The following is a 24,218-nucleotide window of genomic DNA, read 5'->3' as shown; positions in this document are numbered from 1 at the left end:
GGCCCGGGAGCACGTGCGGCCCCGGCACACCAGGCCGGGGCCGCACGAGGACAGGGAGAACCGTGAGAGATCAGTGCCCGAAGGTCTTGGCGACCAGCGGGTTGCGTTCGATGTAGCCGTCGAGAACGCGGCGGGCGACATTGACTGAGTCCACCAACGGGTGCGATGCCAAAGCCCGCCACGCCAAGGTCTCGTCGCCGTGGAGCGCAGCCTCGATCACCAGCTCCTCGCACCCCTTGACCATGGTGACCAGGCCAGCCTCGGCTCCGGTCAGCGGGGCTACGCGTTGGGGGTGAACGCCGTCGGCGTCAACCACGCACGGCAGCTCGACGACGGCGTCCTCACGCAGCTGCGGGAGGAGCAGGCCCCGGCCATCACGACGGTGAGCGTCGCTGTTGCCCACATCCAGGATCATTCGGGCAGGAGTACCGGTGGCGATCGCGGTCATGAGATCCAGCGCGACCTGCTGGTAGCCGCCACCAGCGATGTCCTCAGCACGACGTCCAGCCCGCTCCGAGGCCTCGCGGGACTCAGCCATATACGTCGCCTCACGCTCGTCGTGCGCCTGGGTCCACAGCTGACCGGCCTGGTCAGGGTGATCGGTGACCTGCTGATAGAAATCAGCCTGCTGCTGGTGCAGGAACTGGCCACGAGTCTGCGCCTCGCTACGGATTCGCGCGACCGACTCGCGGTTGAGGTAGTAGTAGAAGAGGTACTCATTGGGCAGCATGCCCAGGGCTCGGATCCAGTCGGCGCCGATGGTGCGCGTCTCTTCCATATGGTCCAGAGCGGCGTCGTCGGCCAGGAGCGCGGGAAGCCGGTCAGCTCCGCCAACCTCCAGGCTGCGGAGCCAACCCAGGTGGTTGAGGCCGACATAGTCAAAGTCGACGCCGGTGCCTTCACCCACCTGTGAGACGCGTGCTGCATCTCCGCCAACCGCCGTCGTCGCTCGACGCACCAGACCAATCGGGGTGTCGCAGATACCGACGACGCGCTCACCAAGGACCTGACGCATCGCCTGGGTGATGATGCCGGCAGGGTTGGTGAAGTTGATGACCCAGGCCTCAGGAGCGACCTCACGCAAGACGCGTGCTAATTCCATGGCGACGGGAACCGTGCGGAAGGCATAGGCGTAGCCACCCGCGCCAACCGTCTCCTGCCCCAGAACGCCTTCATCAAGCGCCACCAGCTCATCGGTGACACGGCCGCAGGTTCCGCCCTGACGCATGGCAGAGAAGACAAAGTCTGCTCCGCACGCAGCCTCACGCAGATCAGTCGAGGCCGCAATGCGCGGCGCCTGAGGGTAGTCAAGAGAGGCGATGACTGCCGCCATCGCGTCCAGCCGCATCTGGTCGACGTCGTACAGACAGACCTCATCAACAACCAGGCCGGGATAGAGCCCCGATCCGGCGCGTGCGGCCGCAAGTACCTCAATCACTTGCGGGACACGGAAGCCTCCGCCTCCGACAATCAGCAGCTTCATGCGAATAACACCTCCGTGTCAGAGCCCTCCAGATCGGTCAGGGGGGCGTGGGTAGATTCTGCGGTTGTCACAACCGTTTCCAGCTCATCAAGCCGACAAACCGGCAGCAGGCCGGAGCCAGGAAACTTGTCACTTGTGGCGAGCAGGCAACGCCGTTCCGCGGCACTGCGGATGGCATGCTTCACCGGCACCTCCGTGCCAGTGGAGTCCATGACGACGCCGTCATCACGGACACCAGAGGTGCCTATGAAGGCGATGTCGGCGCTCAGGTCGCGCAAGGCGTTCTCCGTCAGCGTGCCCACCATCGACAGATACGACGAACGCAGCAGGCCACCGAGGACAATCACTTCAACGCAGCGGTCCTCGCGCAGCTCGTCGACGACCGCCAGCGAGGCCGTGACAACAGTGACTCTCCTGCCACGCAAGTGACGCGCGACCGCCGCACAGGTGGTGCCAATATCAATGACCACCACATCACGGTCGTTGACCAGCTCAGCGGCCGCAGCCCCGATCCGTTCCTTCTCGCTGGAGGACCGCTGGGCGACATGATGGAAAGGCATGTCCTCAACCTCGACCGCCCCGCCGCCACGCACGCGTTGCAGGACGCCCTGCCGATCCAAGGTATTGAGGTCGCGCCTAATGGTTGACGCTGAGACATCAAGCCGGGCAGCCAGATCCGTCACGGACACACCGCCAGCGGCCGAGACAATCTCGACAATCCGGGAGCGTCGCTGCTGAGCCAACATAGCTGCATCATACCGCACTCGTGATCAATTTTGAGCGATATTGCGCACTCGTGACCTTTTCGGCGTAGAGTGTCATGAGAAACGTGAGCCAAATCCCTGACAAGGAGGACAGGATGACGACTCCACCGCCCCACGCCAGAGTGTCAGACACGCAAGACACCCTGACCTCCGCAGTGCGTCCGGCGCCAGGCAGCGACCACCCGGTCTGCGTGATCGGACCGCTCTTCCTCGACGTCGTCATGACGGGACTACGCCACGCCCCGCGGCCAGGAGAAGAGCAGTGGGTCGACCAGTGCGCCATCATGGCTGGCGGCTGCGCCAATCAGGCAGTAGCACTCGCACGCCTGGATCTTCCCGTCACACTGCGCTCATACCTGGGCACTGACCAGGCTGGTCGCCTCGTCCGCACGCATCTCGAAGCGGAAGACATTGACCTCGGCTCCTGCCCAGAGGTCCCCACACAGAGCGTCACTGTCTCCCTGTCCTTCGACGGTGACCGTGCGATGACGACGGCAGGCAGCGACGAGTCCCCCGCGTTAGACGGCGTGCAGACCACTCCGTCCGCCGTGGTCGCCGACTTGCGCGCGGTCGAGACCGGCCGCGCCGCGTTAGAGCACTGGTCGACACAGGCTCATCCGCCCGTAGTCCTGGGAGACGTCGGCTGGGACGACACCGAGCGATGGGACCCCGCTGATCTCGACCCCCTCGACCTGGTGCACGTGTTCGTCCCCAACGAGGTCGAGGCTCAGCGTTACACACGTACACGTAGCCCTCACGACGCCGCCCGCGCACTGGCCGAGCGCGTACCCCTCGCCGTTGTCACCTGCGGGCCGCAGGGCGTCGTCGCCGTCAGCGAGGGGCAGGAGATCAGCCTGCCCGCTGCTCCGGTGACGCCTCTTGACCCCACAGGAGCGGGAGACTCCTTTAGCGCAGGTCTGTTGTGGGGACTGGCACACCGGCTCAGCCTGCGAGGTGCTCTGTCCTTCGCTTCGCTTACCGCCGCGTGCACCCTGCGAGCACCGGGCGGATCAGCAAATGCCCCACGTCTGCCACACGTCGCTCAGCTCGCACGCAGCCTCGAGCTACCAGACGGCTACGACCTGAGCTTCCTCGATCTCATCTCGTCCTAGGAGCAGCCCTCACTCTGCCTTTACTCAGTGTCGAGTAAGACAGCACACAACCAAGGAGAAACCATGTCACACCCCACCACCTCCTCAAGCTCACTCATTCCAGGCTCCTTCTCACGGCGTCGTCTCCTCATGGGCTCGTCAGCCCTGGCAGCCATGGGGCTGCTTGCTGCATGCACCCCGTCGGGGAGCTCGTCCTCGTCCTCCGCAGCGCCCGTCGATGTCAGCACTGACATCTCCGGCGTCGGGGACGTCACGCTGACCGTGTGGGACCAGGAAGTCCGTGGCGGCCAGAACGAGCAGATGGAACGGCTCAACAAGGCCTTCATGGACACGTACCCCAACGTCACCATCAAGCGGGTCTCTCAGTCCTTCGATGACCTACAGACCACTCTGCGCCTCGCCCTGTCTGGCGACGATGCGCCTGACGTCGTCGAAGCCAATAACTCACGTTCGACCATGGGCGCCTTCGTCGCAGCCGGGCAGCTCATCTCCCTCGACCCGTGGATCTCTGCCTACGGCTGGGACAAGAGCTACTCCGCGTCCATCCTGTCCTACTCCTCCTACTCCGCAGACGGTAAGACCTTCGGCTCTGGCTCCCTATGGGGCCTGCCCCAGGTAGGCGAGGCAGTCGGTATCTACTACGTTCCTTCGCGCCTGGCCGAGCTGGGTCTAGAGCCGCCGAGCAGCTGGGAGGAGCTGACGGAGCAGCTCGCTACCATCAAGGCTGCCGGCAAGGTGCCGCTGATGCTCGGTAACGTCGAGAAGTGGCCCGCTCTGCACGTCTTCGGCCCGGTTCAGGGCGCCCACGTACCGGCGGACGACGTCCGTTCCCTCGGCTTCGGCAACGCGGGAGCCAGCTGGAAGACCGAGGAGAACCTCGCGGCGGCAACCCAGGTCCAGGAGTGGGCAGCCAAGGGATACTTCAATGAGGGCTTCAACGGCGTCGACTACGACACCGTGTGGCAGGACTTCTCGACTGGCACAGGCACCTACCTCATCGCCGGTTCGTGGCTAGCCCCCGACCTGAAGGCGGTCCTAGGCGACGACGTCGCTTTCATGCTTCCGCCTGCCTCCAAGGCCATCGGCAAGCCGGCAACGACCGGAGGCACGGGCCTGCCCTTCGCTATCACCTCTGCGGCGAGGAACCCGAATGTGGCAGCTGCCTACATCGATTTCATTACGAACGCTGACGCCATGAAGGTGCTCGCTGACACCGGCAACGTCCCGATCAACGATACCGCCAGCTTCGCTGCTGATGCCGGCGGCGTCGTCGGCGAAGTGATGACTGCCTTCCAGGACCTGACAACCTCCGGCGAGGTGCTGCCGTACCTGGACTACGCCACTCCGACCTTCGACCAGGTCCTGGGCGATGCCCTCCAGCAGCTGCTCGACGGCCAGACTGAGCCGGAGGCGTTCCTCGACACCCTCGAGGCTGCCTACACCGAGTTCACTGCTTCGTGAGTCTGGCACGACTCGCCAGGTACCTCCGTCGTCACTCCTGACGACCACTCACAGGTCCAGAAGCAGCCGGGGCGGCATACCCCACCCCGGCTACTTCCGGCACCAATCTCAACCGACACCTGCCTCACCTGGTGGAAGGACTCTGATGACCACCGCCTCCGACCTCGCCCCCGCATCGACACGGCGTCGGCCTCGGTCCAAGACCAGCGGCCGCAAGGCTGTCATCATCGGCCTGCTCACTCCCCCGCTCCTCGTCTACGGCGCCTTCATGTTGTATCCGCTCGGACGCGTCGTCATGCTGTCCTTCTACGAGTGGGATGGTCTGGGTACGGGAAGCTGGGCTGGACTGAGTAACTACGTCGCCACGTTTACCGACCCACGGCTCGCAGGCTCCTTCCTCCATGCCCTCATCCTCATCATCTTCTACGCGGTCTTCCCTCTAGCGATCGGCCTTGTCCTGGCTACCTTGCTGACGCGCTCTGAGGTCAAGGGGATCGGCTTCTTCCGCACCGTGGTCTTCCTTCCCCAGGTCATCGCCATGGTGGTTCTCGCTATCGCTTGGCGTCGCATCTACGCACCGGACGGCTTGATGAACTCTGCGCTGCGCGCCGTCGGCCTTAACAGTCTCACGCGGGCGTGGCTGGGCGACTTCGCTACCGCGCTGCCCGCCGTCGGTCTCATCGGCACGTGGGTGTGCACCGGCTTGGTGACCGTGCTCCTCATGAGTGGCATCGCCGGCATCCCCCGTTCCTACTACGAGGCCGCGATGCTCGACGGCGCTGGCTGGTGGCAGCGTTTCCGGCACATCACTGTCCCAGGCGTACGGGCTGAGATTCTGGTGAGCCTCACGCTGACGGTGATCGCGGCCCTCAAGACCTTTGACCTGGTCTACGTCACTACCTCTGGCGGGCCTGGAACAAGTACCACCGTGCCCAGCTACGAGGTCTACAACCAGGCGTTCCGTCTGGGCAGCGTGGGTACCGCCTCCTCCTTGGCCGTGGTCCTCACGCTGGTGATCTTCGCGATCAACCTGACCATCAACCTGCTCGGGGAGAAGGACAAGTGAGAATCTCCAAAACCGAGCGGCTGCTCAGCTACGTCATCCTGGCTCTGTTCGCCGCGCAGGCCCTGCTCCCGGTCCTGTACGTCGTCTTCCTGTCTCTCAAGTCTGAGTCCATCGGCGACTCCTCATGGGGACACGTCGAGAACTACGCCACTGCCTGGGAACAGGGGCACTTCTCAGACTACATGCGCAACTCTGTCCTCATCGCAGTGCTGGTGGTCTGCCTCGCGTTGGTGCTGTCCCTGATGAGCGGATACGTCCTGGGGGTGCTCAAGCCTCGCGGTGGCACGGTGATCTTCTATCTCTTCCTCCTGGGAATCATGGTTCCTAGCGAGGCGATCGTCCTGCCGTTGTTCTTCGATATGCGCACCCTGGGACTGACCGACACGATCTGGGCGGTGGCACTGCCCCAGACCGCCCAGTCGCTTGCCTTCGGAACCTTCTGGATGCGCGCGTTCTTCCGCGGCGTGGACCCGGCCATTCTTGAGGCCGCACGCATCGACGGCGCCGGCGACCTGCGGATCTTGCGCTCGGTCTTACTACCGATCGCGCGTCCTGCGGTGGTCACCCAGGTGGTGCTGACCTTTATGTGGACGTGGAATGACTTCCTCATTCCCTTGGTCATGTCCCCCTCGGGCACGATGCGTACCGCGCCGCTCGGCCTGGCGTTCTTCCAGGGCCAGTACACCCAGGGTTCCACCCTGCTTGCCGCAGGCGCTGTGCTGGTAGCCGCGCCGATGGTGGTGCTCTATCTCTTCCTCCAGCGCCAGTTCATCTCCGGGATGACCGACGGCGCGGTCAAGGGCTGAGGCGTATGCCGGCTGGCGAAGCCTGAGGCGCGGCGCTCAGAGCCTCGCCAGCGGCGCTAGTCGCAGCATGAGGCGCTTGGTGGTGCGTGCACCATCAATAGTGAAGGCGACATGAGCCACGGTGGAGCGACCCGAGCCCTCGATCGCCGTCACCTCGCCCAGGCCGTAGGAGTCGTGACGGACCTGGTTCCCCACCTTCAGCCCCTGAACCGCTGCCGGCAGCTCCGACGCGTCCGCCGCCCCGCTGGCCGCGGACGACCCGTCCAGACGGGTGGGCTTGCCCCGCTTGGCTGCGTGTTCAGCGCGCCGCGCCTCGAAACGGTCCTTGGGGGTCTCGACTCTCCCGAGCTTGCCTGTGCGCCGGCCGGAGCCAATAGCGGGGGCGAAGTCGTCGTCGTCCGAGTAGGACTGCGAACCGTACCCACGTGAGCTGCCTGAGCCGAAGCCACGGCCGGATCCGAAGCCGCCCTCGCCCCAGCTGCTCCCCCAGCCGGTCCCGCCACCGCGCAGGGCGTCCATCGAGGAGGCCAGACGCTTCCACTCCATGGTCTGGGCTGGGATGTCGTCCAGGAAGCGTGAGGCGGGCATGGCCTGGGCGCTTCCCCAGGCTGAGCGCACCGCCGCCCTGGTGACGTAGAGGCGCTTGCGCGCCCGGGTGAGCGCCACATAGGCGAGCCGACGCTCCTCGGCCAGCTCGGCGTCGTCGGCCAGGGAGCGTGAGTGCGGGAAGGTGCCGTCCTCCATGCCGGTGACGAAGACGACCGGGAACTCCAGGCCCTTGGCCGTGTGGACGGTCATGAGGGTGACCTGGCCGTCCTCGGCGGCCTTGCGGGCAGCCTCGTCCTCAAGGTCGGCCGAGTCCGGCAGCTGGTCGGCGTCCGCCACCAGACTGACGCGCTCGAGGAAGTCCGCAAGCGCGGCGTCAGGGTTGGCGGCCTGGAAGTCGGCGGCCACCGAGTGCAGCTCGGCCAGGTTCTCCACACGGGTGGCGTCCTGGGGATCATCACTGGCGCGCAGCTCAGCCAGGTACCCTGAGGCGTCCAGGACCGAGTCCAGCAGGTCCGCCACGCCGTCACCTGCTGCCAGCTGGTGGCGCAGTCCGGTGAGCAGCTCGTAGAACTTCGTCACCTGCGTGCGCGCACGGGTGGCCAGGCCCTCAACCAGTGGAGCCTCAGTCCCCCCGGCGTCCAGGTCACCGGCCCCCTCCCCCTCCTCCAGGGGACGTAGCGCGCCCGCGGCGTCAGCCACCGCCGTACCGAAGGACACCTCGTAGCGTGCAGCGTGCTCGGCAAGCACCGCCTCTGCCTTGTCCCCCAGCCCTCGCTTGGGCACGTTGAGGATGCGGCGGATGTTGACGTCGTCGTCCGGGTTGTCGATGGCACGCAGGTAGGCGATGGCGTCCTTGATCTCGCGGCGCTCGTAGAAGCGGGTGCCGCCCACTACCTTGTAGGGCTGGCCTGAGCGCAGGAACGCCTCCTCCAGGGCGCGGGACTGGGCGTTGGTGCGATAGAAGACGGCGACGTCGCGCGGACGCACGCCCTCCTCGTCGGCCAGGTGGTCGATCTCGGAGCTGATCCAGCGCGCCTCGTCGTGCTCGGAGTCAGCGACGTAGCCGGTCACCGGGGCCCCGGCACCGGAGTCGGTGAACAGGTTCTTCTTGCGCCGCCCGGAGTTGCGGGAGATGACGGCGTTAGCGGCGTCGAGGATGTTCTGGGTGGAGCGGTAGTTCTGCTCCAGCAGGATCGTGCGGGCGGCCGGGTAGTCCTGCTCGAACTCCTCGATGTTGCGGATCGTGGCACCGCGGAAGGCGTAGATGGACTGGTCGGAGTCCCCCACCACCGTCAGCTCGGCCGCAGGCAGCGCACTGCCCTCCCCCGAGGTCCCGGGACCGCCAGTGAGCTCGCGCACGAGCACGTACTGGGCGTGGTTGGTGTCCTGGTACTCGTCGACCAGGATGTGACGGAAGCGCCGCCGGTACATCTCAGCGACCGCCGGCTTGGTCTGGAGGAGCTGGACGGTGCGCATGATGAGGTCGTCAAAGTCCAGGGCGTTGGCCGCCACCAGCCGCGCGGCGTAGGCGCGGTAGACCTCCACCAGGTGCCGTTCCAGAGGGTTGGACGTGACGGCTCGCTCGGCGTACTGGGTCGGGGTGATGAGCTCGTTCTTCAGGTCCGAGATCCGGTTCGCGAAGGTCTTGGGGGTGAAGCGCTTGGAGTCGATCCCCAGCTCCTTGACGATCAGCGTGATGAGGCGCTGGGAGTCGGCGGAGTCGTAGATAGAGAAGGTTGAGCGCAGCCCGGCCGCCTCGTGCTCACGGCGCAGGATGCGCACGCAGGCGGAGTGGAAGGTGGACACCCACATCCGCTCGCCGGCCGGGCCCACCAGGCCGGCCACGCGCTCACGCATCTCCGCAGCCGCCTTGTTGGTAAAGGTGATCGCCAGGATCTCACCAGGGCGGGCCCGTCCCGTGGCCAGCAGGTAGGCGATGCGGTGGGTGAGCACCCGGGTCTTGCCCGAGCCAGCACCGGCGATGATGAGCAGGGGTGCGCCGGAGTGGGTCACGGCCTGCTCCTGGGCGGGGTTGAGTCCCTTGACCAGCTCTGTCGGGTCCGCGACCGTCACGCCCCAGGCGTAGCCCGGCGTCCCGCTGCCCCGCCCGGCGCCCAGGTCTCCGCCCTCGCCCTGGCCGGCGGCCCTGGCACGCGCCGCGGCGGCGTTGGCCTGGGCACGTGCCACGAGAGCGGCGGTCTCAGCCTGTCGCTCCTCCCAGGACGGTGCGACGGCGGCGAGGTCTTCCGTACTGGGTGCGGCAGCGTCGTCGGGCTCGTTTGCCCATTCCTCAGCCGGCGCCTCACCGTGAGCCAGTGAGTCCGCCCAGCCGTCGTCCCAGCTCGAGGCCGCAGGAGTCAGCGAAGGCAAGGCAGTCTCAGCCGGAGCACTCGTGCTGCCGGGCATGGGGAGGGCACCGAAGAGTGAATTCATCGCGTTCATACTGAGGACAAGACTAGGCCAGCCCACTGACACTCTCCCAGGTCCGGGATCTCTCATCCCACCCAGGCTCATCGCAGGTCAGTAGGTTGAAGCCTGTGCGCTGGTGAGCACCCATCCATGGGGACGACGGCCTGCCTGGAAGACAAGCTGTAATGGCCAGCTCGCTCGAGTTCCATAGATCCGCGCATCCACCGCACTGCGTCCCGTCATCACGGCGGTATCCCCATCGATGTCGCAGCTGACGCTTTCCTCAGTGGATGAGAAATACCGCACGTCTTCCTCACGCACCCGCATGAGCAATTCCTCCCGGCTCTGGACAACTCCAGTCATATGGCACAGCGTGCAGGAGGGATCCAGGATGTGACGCATGTCCGGAGGGGAACGTCAGCGGGTGAGCCTGGCACGGGCAGTGCTGGCCGACCCGCGCCTGCTGTGCCTGGACGAGCCAACCTCCGCCCTGGACTCAGCCTCCACGCAGCTGGTCCTAGAGCTCGTACACGACCAGGCCCACCACGGCTGCGCCATCCTTCTGGCCTCCCACGACCCGCTGGTCACCCAGATCGCGGACAGGGTCATTGAGATACCCGCCTGAGAGCCGACGGCTCACCTCTCGGCCTTTCCTGCCCTCCGCCCCCCGCAGACAACCTTTTCGTTATCCGGACAAGGTAAACCCTGGGATTTTGGTTGTCCGGATGACGAAAAGGTTGTCCGTGGGTAGAAAGGGTGGGCCGCTCACAGGAAGGGTTGCATCGCCAGCAGGTAGCGGTCCCGGCCGGTCAGGTCCTGTCCCGTGCGTACCTGCTCCATTCCCACAGCACGCGCCGTCTCCCGCAACGCTGCACCCTGTCCGGCGTCATGCTCCATAACCAGCACACCTCCGGGCCGCAGCATCCGGGAAGCCCTGGCGACCACCGCGCGCGGGATCTCAAGCCCCTCCTCTCCCCCGCCGTACAGGGCCAGCACCGGATCGTGCAGCGCCGTCTCAGGGTCCTCCACGACTTCGGCCGGCACATAGGGAGGATTAGAGACGACGACGTCCACGCTCCCATCCAGCTCGCTCAGCGTCCCGTCCGCTATGGCGTCGGCCTGGATGAGTCGCACACGTCCTGGTACGAGACGCTCACAGTTCTCCCCGGCCGCGGCGAACGGCCCGTCAGCCAGCTCAACAGCAACCACCTGCGCCGCCGGAACCTCTGCGGCCACGGCGATGGCAATCGCCCCAGAGCCAGTGCACAGGTCGACGACGACCGGCGCCCGCCCCTGGAGGAGGACCACCTGCTGCGCTTCCTCGATCGCCGCTCCAGCCACGACCTCGGTCTCTGGGCGCACAATGAAGACGCCAGGCCGAGCCACCAGCTCCAGCCCTCGAAACCACATCCGCCCCGTCAGGTGCTGGAGCGGCTCACGCGCCGCCCGACGCGCCACCAACGCCCGGTAGGCGGGCAGGAAGTCGGCGCCGGCGCCGTCGGCAAGCAGGACCTGGCGCCCGAGCAAGTGCTCAGCCAGCACTCGCGCGTCCACCAACGGCGAGGCGACTCCCGCACCCGCCAGCTCCATCCCCGCCGCACGCACCTCGCGACGCAGCGCGTATCGGTCCAGGCCGTCCCGTGAGGGCTCTGAGGCAGTCACTTCTGCCCGACCGCCGCCATGCGCTCGGCCTCATCCATAGCGATGGCGGAGTCGATGACCGGACCGAGGTCGCCGTCGAGCACCGTGGAGAGGTTGTAGGCCTTGTAGCCGGTACGGTGGTCAGCGATCCGGTTCTCCGGGAAGTTGTAGGTGCGGATCCGTTCAGAGCGGTCCACAGTGCGCACCTGGGACCGGCGGGCCTGCGCCTCCTCGGCAGCCGCCTGGGCCGCGCGCTCGGCTAGCAGACGCGCCCGCAGTACGCGCAGGGCCGCCTCTTTGTTCTGCAACTGGGACTTCTCGTTCTGCATCGACACCACGATCCCGGTGGGCAGGTGGGTGATGCGCACGGCAGAGTCGGTGGTGTTGACGGACTGCCCGCCGGGCCCGGAGGAGCGGAAGACGTCAATGCGCAGGTCGCCCGGATCAATCTCCAGCTCACCGGGGTCATCCACCTCGGGCATGACGAGGACGCCTGCGGCGGAGGTGTGGATGCGTCCTTGGCTCTCGGTGACCGGGACACGCTGGACCCGGTGGACCCCGCCCTCGTACTTCAGGTGCGCCCACACCCCGTCCTGGGGCTCAACCGCTGAGCGGGCCTTGATGGCCAGGCGGATGTCCTTGTAGCCCCCCAGGTCGGAGTCGGTGGCGTCCAGCACCTCGACGCCCCAGCCCATGCGCTCGGCGTAGCGGGTGTACATGCGCGCCAGGTCAGAGGCGAACAGGGCCGACTCCTCGCCGCCCTCGCCGGCCTTGACCTCAATGATGACGTCGCGGGCGTCGTCGGGGTCACGCGGGACGAGGACCTCGCGCAGGTGCTCGGTCGCGGCCTCAGCAGCCGCCTGGAGGCCAGGGACCTCAGCGGCGAAGTCCGGGTCCGCCTCAGCCAGCTCGACGGCGTCGTCATAGTCGGCCCTGGCGGCCTGCCAGGCGCGGTAGGCTGCCACGACCCGCCCGAGCTCGGCGTATCGGCGACCGAGGCGACGCATGGCTCCCGGGTCAGAGCTGACAGCAGGATCAGCCATGTCACGCTCGATGCCGGCATACTCCTCCAGCAGCGGCAACGCCGCCGAGAAGTCCTCGTGCTGGTCCTGACTCATGCTCTCCTCCTGGGACGTCGTAGGTCGACGCGTCGAGGCCCGGGGACCGGTCGGCACCTCCGGCAGGCCCGCCTCAGACGCGACGACGCCGACGGCGACCACGAGGGTCGGTCCGCCGGCGTCGTGCAGGCTGCCTACTTGGTGCGCTTGCCGTAGCGAGCCTCGAAGCGGGCCACGCGGCCACCGGTGTCAAGGATCTTCTGCTTGCCCGTGTAGAACGGGTGGCAGGCCGAGCACACGTCAACGCGGATCTCACCGGAGGTGACGGTCGAGCGGGTCTCAAAGGTGTTGCCGCAGGTGCACGTGACTGTGGTGGTCACGTAGTCGGGGTGGATCCCCTGCTTCATGGTGTCTCCTAGCATTCAGAGGGCCCCGGGTCCCACGTGCGGACCACGCAGGTGAACCGGAAACCAGTGGGAAATGATATCGGGAGGGTCAAGGCAGGCACAACGCCCCGCAAACGCAGCCGGGCGTGATTGTGGACACCGCCGCGTGTCACGAATGATGCCAATATTCCAGACCCACACGTAGCCAGCAGACTTTTCGTTGCTAGCGCAGGACGGCACACACATCCATGTGCTGGCCCAGCATCAATTGGCATCGATCGTGACACGCCGGCATCCGAGCAGGCTCTCACCTCTCAGATACGCGACTGGCCGCCCAGCACACTGGGCGGCCAGTCACAGGCGTCATCCGACGGCGCAGAGCGTCAGGCCATCTTGCTTTCCTCGTCCGCATCAGCCAACGACGTTCCCTGCGGCGTGGTCTTGGAGATAACCATGAGGAACTCGGCGTTGGACTGGGTCTCCTTGAGCTTGCCCAGCACGAGCTCCAGGGCCTGCTGCTGCTCCAGGCCGGAGAACAGACGGCGCAGGCGCCACATGATCTTCAGCTGGGCCGGGTCAATGAGCAGCTCCTCACGGCGAGTGGAGGAGGCCTGGACGTCCACGGCCGGGAAGATGCGCTTCTCCGCCAGCTGGCGGGACAGCCGCAGCTCCATGTTTCCGGTGCCCTTGAACTCCTCGAAGATGACCTCGTCCATCTTCGAGCCGGTCTCCACCAGCGCGGTGGCCAGGATGGTCAGCGACCCACCGTTCTCGATGTTGCGAGCGGCTCCGAAGAAGCGCTTAGGCGGGTAGAGGGCCGAGGCGTCCACACCACCGGACAGGATGCGCCCGGAGGCCGGGGCTGCCAGGTTGTAGGCGCGGCCCAGGCGGGTGATGGAGTCCAGCAGCACCACCACGTCCTGCCCCAGCTCCACCAGACGCTTGGCACGCTCGATGGCGAGCTCGGCCACGGTCGTGTGGTCCGAGGCGGGGCGGTCGAAGGTGGAGGCGATGACCTCGCCCTTGACCGTGCGCTGCATGTCCGTCACCTCCTCGGGACGCTCGTCGACGAGCACGACCATGAGGTGGGCCTCGGGGTTGTTGACGGCGATCGCGTTGGCGATCTGCTGGAGCACAATCGTCTTACCGGCCTTGGGCGGGGAGACGATGAGCCCGCGCTGTCCCTTGCCGATCGGCGAGACCAGGTCGATCACGCGCGGGGTGAGCGCCTTGGGCGTGGTCTCCAGACGCAGCTGCTCCTGCGGGTAGAGCGGGACCAGCTTGGTGAACTCCGGACGGCGCTTGGCGCGCTCGGGGTCCATGCCGTTGACGGTCTCGACACTGACCAGCGGGTTGTACTTCTGCCGGTTGGCGCGGTTGTTGCGACGGTTGTTACGCCCGCCACCACCGGGGTTGGCGGTCTCGCCACCCTCGCGGACCCATCCCGTCACGGCGTCTCCGGCCCGCAGGCCGTTGTCCTTGATATGCTGGCCTGAGACGTAGACGTCCTTGGCCCCGGGCAGGTAGCCGGAGGTGCGCAGGTAGGCGTGGTTGGCGTCCGCTACGTCCAGGATGCCCGCCACAGGCAGGAGGACCTCGTCCTCACGCGGTGCACGCTCGTTCTGCCCGCCCTGGCGTCCCTCGTTCTGCGAGCCCTCGCGCTCACGACGCTTGCGGCCACGACGACGGCGCCCGCCGCGTCCCTCGTCCTCGTCCCATCCCTGGTTTCCCCGGGAGTCGTTGTCAGTCTCACGACGACGGCGCTCAGCCGGCTCGACGGCAGCCGTGCCGGTGGCGTCCGCCAGGTCCCGCATGAGGGCGGCCTTAGCGTCGAGGTGGTCCTCAGCCGAGTCGTTCCGAGCGCCTCGCTGTGGACGCTCCGGAGCACCAGCCGCAGCCTGGGCACGACGACGTGAGCGGCGCGAGCCCTCACGGCCAGCCTCCCGGACCTCAGAGCCGGAGACGACCTCGTCGTGGACTACTCGCTCAGCACGCCCACGGCGCGCAGCCTCGCCGTCAGAGCGCACCGGCAGGTCGAGCTCGAGCGAGGCAAGGCCCTCGCGCTTGGGGGCGGTACTGGCCGCGGTGACGCGACGACGTCGCGGACGGGCCTGGCCACCCTCGTCCTCGCCCTGCTCCGCGGAGGCCGAGGGCTCTGGCCCGGCAGGAGCCTCAGCAGCCGGCTTCCCCTTGCCTACCGCCCTGGAGGGGGCGGAGCCGGAGGGGGCCGGGGTGCCGGCATCACGGATAGCAGCGATGAGCTCGCTCTTACGCAGGCGGGAGGTGCCCTTGAGGCCCATGGAGGAGGCGAGCTGCTGGAGCTCGGCCAGACGCATGGTCGCCAACGAGGGCTGAGAGCTGGAAGTCTCGGTCACGAGTGTCCTTAAGGTGTGGGCGCCGCCGGTCGCCTGGTGGCGGAGGTGCGGCAGGTGCGGGACTGTCCTGGATTCAGTCACAGGATGAGTCGTGCACCGCGGGACCTCGGCGCCCAGGCAGTCCTGGAGGCGGGAGTCCCAACTGGTGCGCGACGGCGGTGCAATCCGCAGGGCCGTCACCAGCCAATATAGCAGGGCCTGAGGTCACTGCGCACCCGAGTGATGCTGTGACTGAGGCCGTCGGTGTGGCAGTGGCTGTTGGTGGCCGTTGATGTCTGCGGCGCTCCGGAGTCAGGTGCGGCCGGGCCGGCACTTCATCACCCCTGCATGAGGTAGTAACAGGTCTTATGTCCCATGCGGCCGCACACAGGCCCGGCGTCCTCTACGCTGTTTTTACCTCAACCGACGCGGCGACATCCTCGCCCTGCCTGCACAGGAACCTCCCCATGCCCACCTGCCCCACCGGCGCCGTCCACGAAGTCGGCCTCGATGACATGTTCTTCTCCACCACTGACGCCAAGGGGGTGATCACGAGCGCCAACGAGGTCTTTGTCCGCCTCTCACGCTTTGGCCAGGAGGAGCTGCTCCACGCGCCCCACAACATCATCCGCCACCCCGCGATGCCGGGCGGCGCCTTCCGTGCGATGTGGGACACCATCTCCTCAGGGCAGGTCTTCGCCTGCTACGTGCGCAACCTCGCGGCCGATGGCTCGGAGTACGACGTCTTCGCCACCGTCACCCCGCTGAGGGACGGCAGCTACCTGTCAGTGCGCACCCGTCCCGTGTGTGAGGACCTCTTCTCCACCGCCTTGTCCGTCTACGTCGGCGCCCGCAAGGTCGAAGACCGGGTCCTGGCCGAGGGAGCGACGCGGCGTGAGGCAGCTGAGCACGGGGCTGCCCACATCGTCCGTACCGTCAAGAGCCTGGGCATGGAGGACTACGAGGCCTTCCAGAACACCGCCCTGCCAGCCGAGGTTGCCCGGCGCGAGGAGCTCGGTGCTACCTGGCCTGAGCGCCCCTTCGCCTCTGGGCCACTGGGGACAATGCTGCGCACTATCACCGATCTCAACGAGGACCTCAGCGCATGGACGCGGCGGCAGGATGAGCTCGCCGAGCTCGCAGGCCGCCTCCGGACATCCAGCCACCGCCTGTCCCACGCCCTGGCTCCGGCCCGGCTCACCCCCGAGTCCGTCGCTGTGTTGGAGCAGGAGGGTGCCAGGGTCAGTCAGCTCACCGAGCTGCTGCGACTGTGGCTCCAGATGCAGGGCATCGTCAGTCAACAGGTCGATAGGCTCGTGCGTGACCTGACCCAGATGGGGCGCAGCGTTGGACGGATGCGCCTACGCATCGCTCTGGCACGCCTGCACGCCGGCATCACCGCCTCCTTCATCGCTGAACGCATCGACTCCCAGGCCACCGATGCTGCGGGCACAGGGAGCCTGTCCCACGGTGCCGTCCGCCAGCTCACCGAAGCGCTGGGCGACGGTATCGCTGAACTCGCCCGCCACAGCGCGCAGCACCAGCGCTTGGCGGCGCAGACGGTCGAGGCGATTGCCCAGGCCCAACGGGTCCTGACCATCCCCCGCCAGCTGCTGCTCATGTGGAGCTCCAGCCCCGCCGCCCAAGACCCGAGCCTGCCACCAGTCGCGCAGCAGCTGTCCCAGGAGATCACGCAAGCCACCCACAGCTCGGCTCAGGCCCTGTCCGAGCTCAGCGAGCTCGCGGCACGGTGCCAGGCGCTCGCCGTCGTCGAATCGCCCGAGACCCTGCGCCAGCACGTCGTGGAGCTCGATGAGGACCTCACGGAGTATACGGAGCGCTCAGGCCTGTGAGGTCAGCCGGGCCCCCTTCATGTCGACGCCGGGGCGTAGCACCGTCCAGCCGTGGCGCTCCAGCGTGAAACGCGTCTGCTGGGGAAGGTCCGCCAGGACCAGAACCGTAGGGCCCGCGCCGGAGATGACTGCCGGGTACCCCTGCTCACGCAGGGAGTCCATCACCGCCATGGACTCGGGCAGAACGTGACGACGGTACTCCTGGTGGAGCCGGTCCTCAGTACCTGCCATGAGCAGGTCCGCACGCCCAGCCAGCGCCAGCATGAGCACCGCGGCGCGCGAGGTGTTGAACAACGCGTCGGCACGCGGGACCGAGTCGGGCAGGACCTTGCGAGCCTCCGAGGTCGACAGCCTCGTGGTCTCCGGCGGTACGAGGAGGCTGACGGGCAGGCGGGAGTCCACCGGCATCGGCGCCGCGTGCGGCGTGCCGTCAGGATCGGTCCAGGCCACCGTCGCCCCACCGAAGACGGCCGGGGCGACGTTGTCCGGGTGTCCCTCGAACTGGGTCGCGATGTCGAAGACGAGGTCGTCCCCCAGCGCCTCGGGATCGGAGATCAGGCCTCGGGCCAGGACCAGGCCGGCCACCGCCGCCGAGGCCGAGGAGCCCATACCGCCTCCGTGGGGGATGCGGTTGACACAGTGCATCTCGAAGCCTGCTTGCGGGGCGCCTACCGCCTCCAACCCGGCGCGTAGTGCCTGGACCACGAGGTTGCCGTCATCGGTCGGGACCCGTCCTGCGCCCACGCCCTCGACCACGACCTGCGTCGGCCCGGCAACCGGACGAACCGTGACCTCGTCGTAGTAGCGGAAGGCCATGCCGAAGGAGTCGAAGCCCGGCCCCATGTTCGCCGTCGTCGCAGGGACCCGGACCGAGGCGGACTCGTGCGTCAACCGCATCTCACTCCCCCTCCACACGCTGGACGGAGACGACGTCGAGCACGCGGGCCTCACGTCGCAGCCCGTCCACGGCTGCGTCCAGGTGAGCCACCGGCGCACGGTGGGTCACGATCGTGACCACCGCCTGGTTCCCGCCGACGTAGGCGCTCTGGCGCACCGAGTCGATCGAGACCTCGTGCTCGGCGAACACACCGGCCACGATCGCCAGCGACCCCGGCTGGTCATCCACTCGTAGCTGGACCTGGTAGCGCGTCAGGGCAGACTCCGCCCCGAGGATCGGCAGGTCGGCATAGCTGGACTCACGTGGAGCCTGGCCGCCGTAGACGCGGTGCGCGGCCGCCGCGACGACGTCGGACAGCACCGCCGAGGCCGTGGGAGCACCCCCGGCGCCCTGACCGTAGAACATGAGACGCCCCGCGGACTGCGCCTCGACCAGCACGGCGTTGAAGGCACCGTGGACGCTGGCCAGCGGGTGGTCAGCCGGCACGAGGGCCGGGTGGACACGCACCGACACGCCCCGCGCGTGCTCGTCGTCACGACGCTGGGCGATAGCCAGCAGCTTGACCTCACAGCCTGAGGCGTGGGCCTCGCGGATGTCCTCTGCCGTGACCGAGCGGATCCCCTCGACCGTGACGTCGTCGAGACCGACCCGGGTGTGGAAGGCCAGCGAGGCGATGATGGCTGCCTTGGCGGCGGCGTCCAGGCCGTCGACGTCGGCCGTCGGGTCCGCCTCGGCGTAGCCCAGCTCCTGGGCGGTCGCCAGGGCCTGGTCAAAGCTGAGCCCCTTGGTGCTCATCTCGTCCAGGATGTAGTTCGTGGTGCCGTTGACGATGCCGAGCACGCTGGTCACGACGTCGCCCGCCATCGACTCGCGCAGCGCGTAGACCACAGGGATGGCGCCGGCCACGGCAGCCTCGTAGTAGAAGTCGACGTCCGCCGCGGCAGCAGCCGCGTAGAGCTCTGGCCCGTGGGCGGCAATGAGCGCCTTGTTCCCGGTGATCACCGACGCACCAGCACGGAAGGCCGCCAGGATGAGGGTCCGGGCGGGCTCGATCCCCCCGATGAGCTCGATGACGAGGTCGTTGGAGGTCGCTACCTGGGTGGCGTCATCGGTCAGCAGGCCGCACGGGACCGCCGGGTCCCGCGGCACGCTGACGTCCCGCACGGCCACGCCCGTGACCTCCATCCGGGCTCCGGCGCGGGCTGCAAGCTCCTCCGCCTGCTCCAGGAGGAGGCGGACCACCTGCGTGCCGACGGTCCCGCAACCGAGCACGCCCACGCGCAGGGGCGTCGAGGCAGGGCGCTCAGGCGTCGCGAGGGCCGAGGTCGGGGCGGAGGAGAGGGTCACGGGAGCCACCAATCGTGAGAGCCGGAACCACGCCGCCGGCGCCACCTCACTGAGGCGGGCGACGACGTCGTGCAGGACGAGGACAGCATAGGCGCCACCACCGACACGGTCCGAGCGGTCTCAGCGCGGCCCCGGCAGCGGAACGCACGCCCCGGTCCGCGACGAGGCTCAGCCCTCCAGGCGCAGGAGGTCCTCGACCGTCTCGGGCCGCAGCAGCCAGCCCTGCTCCCCCTCACGCACCCAGGCCACGCCCGGGCGGGCGAAGAGGTTGTAGTTCGAGGCCATGGAGCGTCCGTAGGCACCGGTAGCCGGCACCGCCAGGACGTCGCCGACCCTCAGGTCCGCGGGCAGGTCCACGTCCCTCACGACGACGTCCCCGGACTCGCAGTGCTTTCCCACCACGCGAGCACGCACCAGACCCGCCTGCGGGTCAGGGTAGCGATTCGCCACGAGAGCCGTGTAGGCGGCGTCGTAGAGGGCGGGACGGATGTTGTCGCTCATCCCGCCGTCCACGCTCACGTACAGCCTGCTGGCACCCTCTCCCAGCACCACGTGCTTGAGACCGGTCACCGTGTAGAGCGTGAGGGTGGACGGCCCGACGACACTGCGCCCGGGCTCGACGGACACGTGCGGAACGGCGTCGCCCAGCTCGGCGCACAGGGAGCGGACCGTCTCCGCCAGCGTGCGCGCCACCTGCGCCGGTGAGGGCGGGACAGGGTCGGCACCGGTGTAGGCGATGCCATAGCCGCCACCCAGGTCGATCTCCTCGACCAGGACGCCGGTGTCACGGGCGACCTCGTGCCGCAGGCTCAGGACCACGCGCGCTGCCTCGCGGAAGCCCGCAAGGTCCATGATCTGGGAGCCGATGTGGGAGTGCAGGCCGTGCAGACTCAGCTCAGGCGCGGCAATGATCGCGTTGATCGCCTCACGTGCCGTGCCGGCCGCCACGGAGAGCCCGAACTTCTGGTCCTCGTGAGCGGTGGCGATGTACTCGTGCCCGCCGGCGTGCACCCCGGTGGTCAGGCGCACCATGACCTGACCGGTCTCGTCAGCGCCGTAGGCCCCGCTGTCACGCAGGTAACGTACCGCCCTGGCGGCCAGCCCGACCTCCTCCAGGGAGTCGAGCACGAGGTGCCCCACCCTGTGGCGCAGCGCGAAGGCAATCTCCGCCTCGGTCTTGGCGTTGCCGTGCAGCCCGAGCCGACCGGCGCGATTAACAGACTCGACGCCGTCGACCTCCTGCAGCGCCGACAGCCCGACGGCGAGCTCGACCCTGCTCGCGGTGTCGACACCCATGCCCTCCTCGAGGACGACCTGGCCGACGCGAGTGGTCAGGAAGGCCTTCGCGGCGTAGAAGGCGTCGCCACCGCTCATGCCGTACTGAGGCCAGAACTCCTCGGCCATCGCCGCTGACCAGCTGGCGGCGCGGCCACGCAGGTCCGCCTCGTCCAGGACGAAGACCGGCGTGGGTGCCTGGGCGAGCACCTGGTCCAGGGACCGCCCGCCGACAGTGAGGGCGCCGTCCGGGCCGCGCCGCACGGTCGTCGGCCACAGGTCCGGACGCTCATGAGGCTCCGGGGCGCGCAGACTGCCCAGCGGCGCCTCGCCGGCCGGGACGACGACGGCACTCACATGCGCTCCGGAGCGGAGACTCCCAGCAGGTCCAGGCCGTTGGCCAGGACCTGGGAGACGGCGTCGTTGAGCCACAGGCGGGCCACGTGCCCGGCGTCGACCGGGTCCTCACCGCGCGGCGTGACCCGGGTCGCGGCGTACCAGGTGTGGTAGGCACTGGCCAGCTCCTCCAGGTAGCGGGCCACGCGGTGCTGCTCACGCAGCGCAGCCGCCTGGGCCACCACGGCCGGGTACTGGGCGAGCACACCCAGCAGGGCCGAGTCGGCGGCGTCGTCCAGGGCAGCAGGGTCGAAGGCGATGGCACCCTCGCGCTCCACACCGTGCTCGGCGGCGTTGCGGGCCACGTTGCGGGTGCGGGCGTGGGCGTACTGGACGTAGTAGACGGGGTTGTCGTTGGAGGAGGAGGCCAGCAGGTCCAGATCAATGTCAATCATCGAGTCTATGGACGAGCGCGTGAGCGCGTAGCGCGCAGCGTCCACGCCCACGGCCGAGACCAGGTCCTCCAGGGTCACGATCGTGCCGGCGCGCTTGGACATACGCACGGGCTGACCGTTCCTGACCAGGTTGACCAGCTGGCCGATGAGGATCTGCATGTTGACGCCCGGGGTGTCACCGAAGGCGGCGCACATCGCCATCATGCGACCGATGTAGCCATGGTGATCAGCACCCAGCAGGTAGATGGCGCAGTCGGCGCCTCGCTGGCGCTTGTCCAGGTAGTAGGCGACGTCGCCGGCGAAGTAGGCCGCGTCGCCGTCGGACTTGATGAGGACGCGGTCCTTGTCGTCACCGAAGTCGGTGGTACGCAGCCAGGTGGCGCCGTCGTGCTCCTCGACGACCCCTCGCTCACGCAGCCGCTCGATGGCGGCCGTCACGGCGCCGGACTCGTGGAGGGAGTCCTCGTGGAAGAAGACGTCGAAGTCGGAGTGGAACTCGTGGAGCTCGGCCTTGATGGAGTCGAACATGAGGTCCACACCGCGAGCGCGGAAGACCTCGGTCGCCTCGGCGTCAGGCAGGGTGGCCGGGTCGGGGCGGCCGGCCTCCAGCTCGCCGGAGGTGACGGTCTGAGCAATCTCGCCGATGTAGGCACCGCCGTAGCCGTCCTCAGGGGTCTCCTGGCCGCGGGCGGCAGCGAGCAGGGAGCGGGCGAAGCGGTCGATCTGGGTGCCGTGGTCGTTGAAGTAGTACTCACGCGTCACCTTCGCACCGCAGGCGGCAAGGACCCGGGCCAGCGAGTCGCCGACGGCGGCCCAGCGCGCGCCGCCCAGGTGCACCGGGCCGGTGGGGTTGGCCGAGACGTACTCCAGGTTGACGTGGGTGCCGGCCAGGGAGTCGTTGCGCCCGTAGGAGGCTCCGGCCGTCAGGATCGTGCGGGCCAGCTCTCCGGCGCTGGCGGCGTCCAGGCGGACGTTGAGGAAGCCGGGGCCGGCGACCTCGACCGAGGCGATGCCGTCAACCTCACCCAGGCGGGCGGCGAGCAGCTCGCCGAGCGCGCGCGGGTTGGTGCCCGCCTTCTTGGCCAGCTGCATAGCGACGTTCGTGGCCCAGTCGCCGTGCTCGCGGCTTCGCGGACGCTCGACCTTGGGCAGCGGGACCTCCTTCTGCGGGAGGTTGAGGTCGCCGTCGGTGACGGCTGCGAGGAGGACGGTGCGGATCGCTTCAGCAAGCTCTTCTGGGGTCACGGCTCCAGGGTAGCGGAGGAGGTCAGGGCTGCCACGACGTGCAGCTGCGCCTCACGTCACGGCGGGCCGCACGGCGAGAACCACCGGCGCACGCTAACATTTCGGTTAGCCGAAATCTCTCTGAGGAGCCTGCCGTGCCCGACGACGTTGAGACCATCGCGCAGCGTCACCGTCCCCGTCCCTCCCCCGCTCCGCCACGGCACCGTCTGCTGGCGCTGCTCGGGCCGGCCTTCGTCGCCGCCGTGGCCTACGTGGACCCTGGGAACGTCGCCGCTAACGTCACCGCCGGCGCCCGCTACGGCTACCTGCTGGTGTGGGTGCTTGTCCTGGCCAACACCATGGCCGTGCTCATCCAGTACCAGAGCGCCAAGCTCGGCATCGTCACCGGACGCTCGCTGCCCCAGGTCCTGCGGCCCCGGATGAGGCCAGCAGGCAGGATCGCCTTCTTCCTCCAGGCCGAGCTCGTCGCGATCGCCACCGACCTCGCTGAGGTCATCGGCGGCGCGATCGCCCTCCACCTGCTCTTCGGCCTGCCGCTGCTGGCCGGGGGCTGCATCGTCGGCGTCGTCTCCGTCGGGCTGCTGCTCGTCCAGGAGCGACGGTCCCAACGCACCTTCGAGGGAATCGTCGTCGGCCTGCTGGTCATCATCACCATCGGCTTCGTAGGCGGTCTCTTCGTCTCCCCACCCGACTGGGGGCAGACCGCAGCCGGCCTGGTCCCGCGGCTGCACGGCACGGACTCCCTCCTCGTCGCCGCCTCGATGCTCGGCGCCACCGTCATGCCCCACGCCATCTACCTGCACTCCTCACTGGTGCGTGACCACCACGACGAGATCGGCGAGGGCCGGGCGCACCGCGACGCCGGCGGACAGGACGACACCGGGCTGCACGGCGCCGTCGTCAACGAGATAGCCGAGAAGACCAGCCAGCAGGCTGGCACCCCGGACGCGGCAACGGCGTCGTCAGCGCGACGAGGGCAGGACTCACGCACCGGCAGGCTCATCCACGCCACACGAGTGGACGTCGTGTGGGCACTGGCCGTGGCCGGCTGCGTCAATATCGCACTCCTTCTCCTGGCCGCCTCCGCGCTGTCCGGGGTCGAGGGGACGGACACGATCGAGGGGGCGCACGCCGCCATCACGGCCTCCTTGGGCAGCGGTGTCGGGGTCGTCTTCGCGATCGGCCTCCTGGCCTCAGGACTCGCCTCGACCTCGGTGGGGGCCTACGCGGGCTCGGAGATCATGCAAGGGCTGCTGGACGTGCGGGTCCCGATCCTCCTCCAGCGTGTCATCACCCTGATCCCGGCGCTGGTCATCATCGCTCTCGGGTCGGAGCCGACCTGGGCGCTGGTGGTGAGCCAGGTGGTGCTCTCCTTCGGCATCCCCTTCGCTATCGTGCCGCTCATGCGCCTGACCGGCTCGGAGCAGGTCATGGGCAGCTGGCGTGACGGCGTCCTTCTGCGCTGGGTGAGCCGGGTGGTGGCTGTCGTCATCATCGTGCTCAACATCGCCCTGCTATGGCTCACGCTGAGCGGCCAAGGCTGAGCCCACGCACCGACCAGATCCCCTCGTTTTCGTACCTGGCAGCAGCGCTGGTACAGTCTGCCAGCGGGCCCCGGTAGCTCAGTGGATAGAGCGTCTGCCTCCGGAGCAGAAGGTCGCAGGTTCGAATCCTGTCCGGGGCACCAGCACCTTCCCCTGGAATCTCAATGATTCCGGGG

At 68.0% G+C, this 24,218-nt stretch carries 19 protein-coding genes and 1 tRNA gene; 8 read left to right on the top strand and 12 right to left on the bottom strand.

The features are described 5' to 3' along the window. Positions 1 to 70: 70 nt before the first annotated feature. Both HRL51_RS02490 and HRL51_RS02485 read right to left on the bottom strand, forming a co-directional pair. On the bottom strand, positions 71 to 1,483 hold the full coding sequence (locus HRL51_RS02490; protein WP_172192352.1) for a family 4 glycosyl hydrolase: 1,413 nt from the start codon (positions 1,481 to 1,483) through the stop codon (positions 71 to 73). After that, complete coding sequence (locus tag HRL51_RS02485; RefSeq protein ID WP_172119671.1) at positions 1,480 to 2,229, bottom strand: DeoR/GlpR family DNA-binding transcription regulator; 750 nt, start codon at positions 2,227 to 2,229, stop codon at positions 1,480 to 1,482. Before HRL51_RS02485 ends, HRL51_RS02490 begins: the two co-directional genes overlap by 4 nt. Before the next feature lie 113 nt (positions 2,230 to 2,342). Between HRL51_RS02485 and HRL51_RS02480 the strand changes: the two genes are divergently transcribed. The 4 genes from HRL51_RS02480 (at position 2,343) to HRL51_RS02465 (ending at position 6,692) form a co-directional block, all read left to right on the top strand. Next, positions 2,343 to 3,359, top strand: a complete 1,017-nt coding sequence (locus tag HRL51_RS02480; protein ID WP_172192350.1) for a carbohydrate kinase family protein — start codon at positions 2,343 to 2,345, stop codon at positions 3,357 to 3,359. A gap of 63 nt (positions 3,360 to 3,422) precedes the next feature. After that, complete coding sequence (locus tag HRL51_RS02475; RefSeq protein WP_172192348.1) at positions 3,423 to 4,820, top strand: ABC transporter substrate-binding protein; 1,398 nt, start codon at positions 3,423 to 3,425, stop codon at positions 4,818 to 4,820. A gap of 145 nt (positions 4,821 to 4,965) precedes the next feature. Further along, positions 4,966 to 5,886, top strand: coding sequence for a carbohydrate ABC transporter permease (locus tag HRL51_RS02470; protein WP_172192346.1), 921 nt, complete (start codon positions 4,966 to 4,968; stop codon positions 5,884 to 5,886). Further along, on the top strand, positions 5,883 to 6,692 hold the full coding sequence (locus HRL51_RS02465) for a carbohydrate ABC transporter permease (RefSeq protein WP_172119675.1): 810 nt from the start codon (positions 5,883 to 5,885) through the stop codon (positions 6,690 to 6,692). Before HRL51_RS02470 ends, HRL51_RS02465 begins: the two co-directional genes overlap by 4 nt. A 36-nt stretch (positions 6,693 to 6,728) precedes the next feature. Here HRL51_RS02465 and HRL51_RS02460 read toward each other — a convergent pair whose 3' ends face one another. After that, positions 6,729 to 9,683, bottom strand: coding sequence for a UvrD-helicase domain-containing protein (locus HRL51_RS02460; RefSeq protein ID WP_172192344.1), 2,955 nt, complete (start codon positions 9,681 to 9,683; stop codon positions 6,729 to 6,731). A 78-nt stretch (positions 9,684 to 9,761) separates the two neighbouring features. Further along, positions 9,762 to 10,013 carry a nuclear transport factor 2 family protein gene (locus tag HRL51_RS02455; protein WP_172192342.1) on the bottom strand — a complete coding sequence of 84 codons (252 nt, stop codon included), beginning with the start codon at positions 10,011 to 10,013 and terminating at the stop codon, positions 9,762 to 9,764. A gap of 37 nt (positions 10,014 to 10,050) precedes the next feature. Here HRL51_RS02455 and HRL51_RS02450 point away from each other — a divergent pair, with 37 nt between their 5' ends. Then, positions 10,051 to 10,275, top strand: coding sequence for an ATP-binding cassette domain-containing protein (locus tag HRL51_RS02450; protein ID WP_172119678.1), 225 nt, complete (start codon positions 10,051 to 10,053; stop codon positions 10,273 to 10,275). A 140-nt stretch (positions 10,276 to 10,415) separates the two neighbouring features. On the opposite strand, the gene prmC is transcribed toward HRL51_RS02450, so the two are convergent. The 4 genes from prmC to rho all read right to left on the bottom strand — a co-directional run bounded on the left by prmC (position 10,416) and on the right by rho (position 15,110). Continuing rightward, positions 10,416 to 11,240 (bottom strand): peptide chain release factor N(5)-glutamine methyltransferase, encoded by an 825-nt coding sequence (prmC, locus tag HRL51_RS02445; RefSeq protein WP_172119813.1) that lies wholly within the window; start codon positions 11,238 to 11,240, stop codon positions 10,416 to 10,418. A 68-nt stretch (positions 11,241 to 11,308) separates the two neighbouring features. Then, a complete protein-coding gene (gene prfA, locus HRL51_RS02440) occupies positions 11,309 to 12,409 on the bottom strand; it encodes a peptide chain release factor 1 (RefSeq protein WP_172119679.1) in 1,101 nt (366 codons plus the stop codon). A 134-nt stretch (positions 12,410 to 12,543) separates the two neighbouring features. After that, positions 12,544 to 12,756: a 50S ribosomal protein L31 gene (rpmE, locus tag HRL51_RS02435; RefSeq protein WP_172119680.1), complete on the bottom strand. Its 213-nt coding sequence runs from the start codon at positions 12,754 to 12,756 to the stop codon at positions 12,544 to 12,546. A gap of 362 nt (positions 12,757 to 13,118) precedes the next feature. Beyond that, positions 13,119 to 15,110 (bottom strand): transcription termination factor Rho, encoded by a 1,992-nt coding sequence (rho, locus tag HRL51_RS02430; protein ID WP_172119681.1) that lies wholly within the window; start codon positions 15,108 to 15,110, stop codon positions 13,119 to 13,121. A gap of 446 nt (positions 15,111 to 15,556) precedes the next feature. On the opposite strand from rho, the gene HRL51_RS02425 reads away from it, so the two are divergent. Next, a complete protein-coding gene (locus HRL51_RS02425; protein WP_172119682.1) occupies positions 15,557 to 16,942 on the top strand; it encodes a PAS domain-containing protein in 1,386 nt (461 codons plus the stop codon). Here HRL51_RS02425 and thrB read toward each other — a convergent pair. The 4 genes from thrB to argS all read right to left on the bottom strand — a co-directional run bounded on the left by thrB (position 16,931) and on the right by argS (position 22,498). After that, positions 16,931 to 17,839, bottom strand: coding sequence for a homoserine kinase (gene thrB / locus HRL51_RS02420; RefSeq protein WP_172119683.1), 909 nt, complete (start codon positions 17,837 to 17,839; stop codon positions 16,931 to 16,933). The two genes, HRL51_RS02425 and thrB, sit on opposite strands and share 12 nt — an antisense overlap. 1 nt (position 17,840) lies before the next feature. Then, positions 17,841 to 19,124 (bottom strand): homoserine dehydrogenase, encoded by a 1,284-nt coding sequence (locus HRL51_RS02415; RefSeq protein ID WP_172119814.1) that lies wholly within the window; start codon positions 19,122 to 19,124, stop codon positions 17,841 to 17,843. 231 nt (positions 19,125 to 19,355) lie between these two features. Further along, entirely contained in the window at positions 19,356 to 20,819 is a 1,464-nt protein-coding gene (gene lysA, locus HRL51_RS02410; protein ID WP_172192340.1) for a diaminopimelate decarboxylase, read from the bottom strand. Next, positions 20,816 to 22,498: an arginine--tRNA ligase gene (gene argS, locus HRL51_RS02405; RefSeq protein WP_172119685.1), complete on the bottom strand. Its 1,683-nt coding sequence runs from the start codon at positions 22,496 to 22,498 to the stop codon at positions 20,816 to 20,818. The genes lysA and argS overlap by 4 nt, the downstream gene beginning before the upstream one ends. A gap of 155 nt (positions 22,499 to 22,653) precedes the next feature. On the opposite strand from argS, the gene HRL51_RS02400 reads away from it, so the two are divergent. Both HRL51_RS02400 and HRL51_RS02395 read left to right on the top strand, forming a co-directional pair. Continuing rightward, entirely contained in the window at positions 22,654 to 24,042 is a 1,389-nt protein-coding gene (locus tag HRL51_RS02400) for an Nramp family divalent metal transporter (protein WP_172192502.1), read from the top strand. A gap of 67 nt (positions 24,043 to 24,109) precedes the next feature. Then, positions 24,110 to 24,185 (top strand) — tRNA-Arg (locus HRL51_RS02395). Positions 24,186 to 24,218: the final 33 nt, after the last annotated feature.

Source organism: Actinomyces faecalis, from assembly GCF_013184985.2.
Taxonomy (GTDB): Bacteria; Actinomycetota; Actinomycetes; order Actinomycetales; family Actinomycetaceae; genus Actinomyces; species Actinomyces faecalis.
The sequence above is the reverse complement of the archived record's forward strand: the minus strand, read 5'-3'. Positions and strand labels throughout refer to the sequence as shown.